7 protein-coding genes and 1 pseudogene are annotated in these 6,601 nt (G+C 39.3%); 1 reads left to right on the top strand and 7 read right to left on the bottom strand.

What is annotated here, in order from left to right; genetic code table 11:
* The 5 genes and pseudogenes from K0A89_12590 to K0A89_12610 all read right to left on the bottom strand — a co-directional run.
* On the bottom strand, positions 1–424 hold a 424-nt coding region (locus tag K0A89_12590), incomplete at its 3' end, for an IS1634 family transposase (protein ID MBW6519320.1).
* 264 nt (positions 425–688) lie between these two features.
* Positions 689–1,423, bottom strand: a pseudogene (locus tag K0A89_12595) (hypothetical protein).
* A gap of 20 nt (positions 1,424–1,443) precedes the next feature.
* Positions 1,444–2,142 (bottom strand): hypothetical protein, encoded by a 699-nt coding sequence (locus tag K0A89_12600; protein MBW6519321.1) that lies wholly within the window; start codon positions 2,140–2,142, stop codon positions 1,444–1,446.
* Entirely contained in the window at positions 2,099–2,524 is a 426-nt protein-coding gene (locus K0A89_12605) for a hypothetical protein (GenBank protein MBW6519322.1), read from the bottom strand. The genes K0A89_12600 and K0A89_12605 overlap by 44 nt, the downstream gene beginning before the upstream one ends.
* A complete protein-coding gene (locus K0A89_12610) occupies positions 2,521–3,081 on the bottom strand; it encodes a hypothetical protein (protein ID MBW6519323.1) in 561 nt (186 codons plus the stop codon). The genes K0A89_12605 and K0A89_12610 overlap by 4 nt, the downstream gene beginning before the upstream one ends.
* Positions 3,082–3,127: 46 nt before the next feature.
* Here K0A89_12610 and K0A89_12615 point away from each other — a divergent pair, with 46 nt between their 5' ends.
* Positions 3,128–3,274 (top strand): hypothetical protein, encoded by a 147-nt coding sequence (locus K0A89_12615; protein ID MBW6519324.1) that lies wholly within the window; start codon positions 3,128–3,130, stop codon positions 3,272–3,274.
* A 12-nt stretch (positions 3,275–3,286) separates the two neighbouring features.
* Here the strand turns inward: K0A89_12615 and K0A89_12620 are convergent, their stop codons facing one another.
* Together K0A89_12620 and K0A89_12625 are read right to left on the bottom strand one after the other, a co-directional pair.
* The gene (locus tag K0A89_12620; protein MBW6519325.1) at positions 3,287–4,417 is read right to left on the bottom strand and encodes a hypothetical protein; all 1,131 of its coding nucleotides are present in this window, start codon (positions 4,415–4,417) and stop codon (positions 3,287–3,289) included.
* Positions 4,356–6,601: hypothetical protein (locus tag K0A89_12625; GenBank protein ID MBW6519326.1), on the bottom strand; the 2,246-nt coding region annotated here is incomplete at its 5' end. The genes K0A89_12620 and K0A89_12625, both read right to left, overlap by 62 nt.

The following is a 6,601-nucleotide window of genomic DNA, read 5'->3' on the forward strand; positions in this document are numbered from 1 at the left end:
GGTTCAGGAAGTTTTGGCAGGTAAGTTTGTGTGGAAATTTCCACAGTATGTCCAATGAGGATGTGTCGAACCATTTCTGCATGGAATTTTCTGATAGTGCTCCATCACATCGACCGATGATGTTTAAGAGGAGATATTCACCAACTGTCAACCCTTCAATTTTCTTTTTGTCGGTGTGTTTGTTTACGGTTTCAATGAAGTTTAGTTCATCTGATATGGAAAGCAAGGCAGCTGTTTTACCATATTGAAATGATTTTAATTTGATGTGAGGTAATTCTGCTGCTTTTTCTTTCAGTTCTACAATCTTTTCTGCGGTTCCAAGGTATTTTTGCCAGACTTGTTTGGGTTTGCCATCAACTCGGGCCATTTCCACAGCATACCAATAGGTATGACCTTTGATGTTCTTTTTCTTTAGTGATACCATATGAATATATTAGGTCATACACATATAAATAGATATCTATAACTATCGATAGCAATAACGTTATTATTGTGATATAAAAAGTTAGGCCATACGCTTATAAAATTGCAGCATAGTCGCATGCTAACGATTTTCAATGAAAATTAGGCATCAATTCGTGTATCTTTGAAAGTCAAGTATGAATGTGTTTCGGGATATCAAGATTTAAGGAGAAAATTATACTTTATATACCACAAAATAAAAATATGACAAAAAAACGTATGAATTTCATTGTTTCCCCTTCCCTTTATTTCCATTTTCATTCACTGAATTATCAATCAATGTTATCTGCGCTTCGCCCAAAAATGCTGCATCATCTACCCTACCCTCCAGATAAAGTGTAACATCTCTTGCGTGGACTATACCCTGGACTTCTGATCTGTTGAACTTTACCATCAAGTCTGGAGCACCGTTCTCATTATTGTCTCCAATACCGAAAGGCTGTGCTTCCGCATGTGTCGTATTATTTAAAATCACTGTGGATATATCTATTAATTCTGGAGAATACCCTGTCACTTCAATAAAACCTGTAATCCAGTTGCCATTACTATTGATATTCAAAGTCTTTGGACTGACATCTACAATTGCCTGAAGTGGTTTTATCGTAAAATTGGCAGATATACTGTTGTAATTGCCTGCATTATCATGTGCTGACACTATGACTTCATGTTCACCCAGCGACAGGTATCTCATATCTACAATATCATCTTTAAGCCATTCGATTCCATCAATTGTGAGTACTGCTGTATCGATGCCCGAAAGACTATCCGTAGCAGTGAAATCCACATTCCATAACTCATCCGAATAAAACTCGGTGTCGTTTGTGAGATTAAGCAATACATTCGGCGGTGTATTGTCAACGGTAACATTGATTGATGTGTTGGCTGAGTTACCGACCACATCTGTGGCTGTGAGCCTGATTGTATGGCTGCCGTTTGAATATCTTGCTATATCCCACATAATTCCTGGATTGCTTGCTGATTTTACATTCTCCTCTTAATTAAAGCCAATGAGACCAGAATCATGAACACAGTAAGTTTCGATAGTCCAGAAATAACTGGAGTCTGTTCTGCTGATGAGGTATTTTCCGGTCCAGCAGCAGAAGTTACCACGGGAGTAGGTTCAGGCGTGGGCCAAGGGGGTGGTGTGGGTCGATCTATTTTGCCGAAATAACCGGGGTCAAATGGTGTCTTGGGATTGGTATCATAGACAAGTCTGTGAAGGTCAGAGCCGTTGGAGCGGGCGACGAAAAGATCATAATTGCCTCCGTCCATGCTGGAAACAAAGGTGACATAGTTGCCGTCGGGGGAATATTCAGGGTCCCAGTGGGCTACCGGGTCGTAGATGTATTCGATATCTGATGTGTTGTCAACGTTTACTTTGGTAATTGTGTTGGAACCGTTATTCAATAAGAGGTATTTGGAATCGGGAGTCCATTTGTATCTACTCCCGATACTGTACCCATAATCTATAAATATTTTTTTGTTATTAGACCCATCTTGATTTATTACATATATTTCAATTCGATCGTTAAAAGTATAGTATGCGATTTTCTTACCATTAGGTGACCATTCTGGTGAACTTGCATTCTCAACGATTTTTTGTAAGTTGGTGCCGTCAGAATTCATAATATAGACATCACTTGCTGTTTTTTTTGCCCCAGAATATAATTTTTTTGCCATTTGGTGAGAACTTTGGCACATGTTCTTCTAAAGATTTTTCATTATAAGTTAGACGATTCATTTTCTGTGTTTCTATATCCATAAGCACAATATCTCTACTACCATTAAAAATATTTATCATAATTATATTTCCATCTGGAGACCATGAGGTGTCAATCCCTGTCCTTATCTTCATCATTTCACTGCCATCAGGCTTTATCATAAATAAACCTTCACTCATAACTCCAGTAGAAGAAAATAAAATTTTTTGTCCATCTGGAGACCAAAAAGGTTGACTCTCACCAGTATCAGGAATATTCCCCACTTCAGCACTGCATGATACTGCCAGTAATAATTGGAAAAAAAGTAACAAAATGAATGGATATTTTTTTTGAAATGTCATGATTTTCCATCTCCTTGGCCTTTATTTGCATTAGTATCTTTATTATGGAGATTATCAATCACTGTTATCTGAGTATACCCTGAAAACGCTGCATAATCCACCCTTCCTTCAATAATGAGAGTAACATTTCCCGCTTGAATTAAATTCTGGACTCCTGATCTGTTGAACTTTATCATCAGGTCTGGAGCACCATTCTCATTATTGTCTCCAATACCGAAAGGCTGTGGTTCCGCATATATCGAATTATTTAAAATCACTGTTGATATATCAATCAATTCTGGTGAATAACCTAGTACTTCAATAAAACCTGTAATCCAGTTGCCTTTGCTGTTTATATTCAAAGTCTTTGGACTGATCCCTACAATTGCTTGAAGTGGTCTTATTGTAAAATTGGCAGATGTAGTATTGTAATTACCTGCATTGTCATATGCTGAAACAATGACTTCATGTTTACCCAGCGACAAATATCTCATATCTACAATAGCACCTTTATTCCATTCGGTTCCATCAATTGTAAATACCGCTGTGTCAATACCGGAAAGACTATCATCCGCCATGAAATCCACCGTCCATAACTCATCCGAATAAAACTCAGTGCCATTTATGAGATTAAACAATACATTCGGTGGTGTATTGTCAACAGTAACATTGATTGATGTGTTGGCTGAGTTACCGACCACATCTGTGGCTGTGAGCCTGGTGGTATGGCTCCCGTCTGAATATCTTGCTATATTCCACATAATTCCTTGATTATTGCTGATTTTACTTTCTCCTCTTAATTGAAGCTAATGACACCAGAATCACGAACACAGCAAGTGCCGAGAATCCCGGAATAGATGAAGTCTGTTCTGCTGCGGAGATATTTGCAGGCTCAGCAGTAGAAGTTACCACGGGATTAGGTTCAGGCGTGGGCCATGGGGGCGGTGTGGGTCGATCTATTTTGCCGAAATAACCGGGGTCGAATGGTGTCTTGGGGTTGGTATCATAGACAAGTCTGTGAAGGTCAGAGCCGTTGGAGCGGGCAACGAAGAGATCATAATCTCCACCATCTCTATTGGAGATAAATGTTATATAATTACCATCCGGTGAGTATTCTGGATTTAAGGGAGCGACAGGGTCATAAATATATCCAATATCTGATGCATTGTCAATATTTACTTTGGTAATGATGGTGGAGCCGTTATTCAGCAAAAGGTAGTTTGAATCAGCAGTCCATCTATATTTACCTCCAATGAGGTACTTGTAATCAATAAATATTTTTTCCTTGTTGGTTCCATCAATATTTATTATCCAAATTTCAATCAGGTCTTCGAAAGTATAATATGCTATTTTCTTGCTATCGGGCGACCATTTTGGAGATGCTGCAGAATCCACTAGTTTCTTTAGCTCAGTGCCATCAGAATTCATAATATAAATATAATTATCATATGACTTGAAAACAATTTTGGTACCATCGGCAGAAAATTTAGCCATGCTTTTTTTCGCACCACCATAAGTCAATCGTGTTATATTTTGTGTTTTAATGTCCAATAGAGCAATTTCAGTGTTCCCCGTGCTTAAATCTGAACCATTAAAAAAAGTCATTGTAAATATAACTTTTGTATTATCAGGCGACCACGATGCGTATTCTCCCCCCCCTATTTTCTGTAGATCACTACCATCTGGCTTTACTATAAATATGCCATCATTCATAACACCATACGAATGAAATAAGATCCATTGTCCATCCGGGGACCATGATAGGGCGACCTCTTTAGTGTCTGGAATGTTCCCGATTTCAGCACAACTTATCGGTACAAGAAATAAAAAAATCATTACTATAAATATTTTTTTATACACTGTCATTATTTTCCATTCCTTTAGTATTCTTTTTGGATTTATCTGAAATTGCACTACCGATCACCCTGATAGTAGTGTTCCCCGAGAATGCGGCATAATCTACTTTGCCGGTAATATGGAGCGTGATATTACCTATTTCTACGACCGTCTGGATTTCCGACCTGTTAAACTTCACCATCAGGTCAGAAACGCCGTTATTGTTATTGTCACCTGTATCGCTTGGTCGAGTTTCTGCGTGTATCGTTTTGTTCAACCTGATGGTGGAAACATTTATCTGCTCAGGGGAATAACCCGGCACTTCAATGAATCCAGTTATCCAGTTACCGCTGCTATTGATATTCAATGTCTTCGGGCTTATTTCTACTATTGCCGGAAGCGGCTTGATTCTGAACATTGCAGATGTAGAATTATAATTGCCTGCCCTGTCGTATGCTGCTGCATTTACTGAATGCTCACCCAGAGACAAATACCTCATATCAACAATATCGCCTTTCTGCAATTGATTACCATCAACAGTTATGGTTGTTGTTTCTATTCCAGAAAGATTGTCAGTCGCAGTGAAATCCGCAGTCCACTTTTCATCTGAATAATATTCGGTACCATTTATGAGGTTGAGCGTTATCTCAGGTGGCGTATTGTCAACTGTCGCTTTTATGGATGTGCTGTTAGTATTATCAACAATATCAGTTGCAGTTAACTTGATCTCATGGATGCCATCCACGTAGCTTGTAGTATCCCATGCAAATATTGATGTGTATGATACTTTGATACCGTCAATCTCAATCGCTACTGCGCCGGAATGTAAATCGGTGGCAATTCCTTGTATCACAACATTTAGATGTACGAACGAGTTATTGTTCGGATAAGTTATCTCAACATGGGGCGGCGTTGTGTCGACCGTAAATGAATGGTTAACTGTTGCTGCGTTTTCCATATTGTCTGCTACCGTTAAGTCAAACGAATACTCACCGTCCTCAAGCGCAGGCGTGTACAACAATGATGATTCCGCCACTAGTGCTTGAGTCGTTACATCTATGCCGTCAACCTTCAATTTGATTGAATTAACATCGACTCCCGTTCCATCATCAATATAATTAGCAGATATGTTGAATCCTTTACCTGCAATACTGTTGTTTGCAGGGTTCACACGGGATATTATCGGCGGTTCATGATCGAGGATTATTGTGAACGTGCCATCAAGGTTCTGCACAACATCAAAGAGGTAATTGCGCTCTTTCCCCGGCAAATTCTTCTGATCGGTTACGCCTGCATAATACCTGTTGCTCTTGTCATCCTCATGGTATATATTGAGGTTGTATTTCATGTCGGAAATGACATTCTCTACCAATGGATATTTCTTGAGAAATTCTTCACTATCTCGGTTGCTGACAGTGAATTTTACCATTTCATAATCGGGTACGAATATCCACTCAACACCACCGAGCATATCTCCCGACACGGTTGCACCGATTATCTGGTTCTCGTAAACACCAGTGGTGTAATTCATGCCGACATGCCTGCCGTCTACAGCGAAAGCGTGGAGGTCATAGTCGGGTAACGTGAGATTCATATCCTGCGCAGAAGATATTGTGCTGATGGCTGACAGGTTGCCAATAGTTGAAATCGAACCACCATTCTGGTTAGAAATGCTGGAATCTACAATTTGGACATTGCCTCCATAACCTTTTGATTTATTTCCTATATTCGCCTCAAGTTTAATTACAACTTCCGCAAATGAATCTGCATAGAATTCTTCGGGTAATAACATTACCATATCGTTTTCACTGCCGTCCTCAAAGACATTTACAACATCATGTCTGATCCCAATCGATGTCGTATTGACCTGATAAATCACTAACATATCAGACTGTGTCGTCTTATTTCCATACAAATATCTGTCCCAAACACCCACATTCTCGCTCCTCACTTCCAGAATGTAACTATACTTATTCATCCCAGGCTGTTTCGGCACATCATAAACCAGCACATCATCGCCGTATTGCATTTGCTCGAGGGCAGGTACCCAGTATGTACCCGTTTTATAGGTTATGTAATATTCAAGCCAGCCCATGAATTCTTTTGTCCAGGAACTCATATGTGAAGGGAAACTTATACCACCTGCATTACCGTCCTGGTCAGTTATAAAACATCCATGGGACATTAAATCCCAGGAATCAAGGTTCCCATTTTCATATCTATCAGGTGCTGAATTTGCATTTTTTCCAAATCTGCCTATTA

This window comes from ANME-2 cluster archaeon, from assembly GCA_019429385.1.
In the GTDB taxonomy this organism is placed as follows: Archaea; Halobacteriota; Methanosarcinia; order Methanosarcinales; family Methanocomedenaceae; genus Methanocomedens_B.

Bases quoted from the DNA above. Each gene is read 5' to 3' on its own strand.
- K0A89_12600 (MBW6519321.1), bottom strand. From the start codon at position 2,142: ATGGCAAAAAAATTATATTCTGGGGCAAAAAAAACAGCAAGTGATGTC.
- K0A89_12610 (MBW6519323.1), bottom strand. From the start codon at position 3,081: ATGGCGGATGATAGTCTTTCCGGTATTGACACAGCGGTATTTACAATT.
- K0A89_12615 (MBW6519324.1), top strand. From the start codon at position 3,128: ATGAGATTAAACAATACATTCGGTGGTGTATTGTCAACAGTAACATTG.
- K0A89_12605 (MBW6519322.1), bottom strand. From the start codon at position 2,524: ATGACATTTCAAAAAAAATATCCATTCATTTTGTTACTTTTTTTCCAA.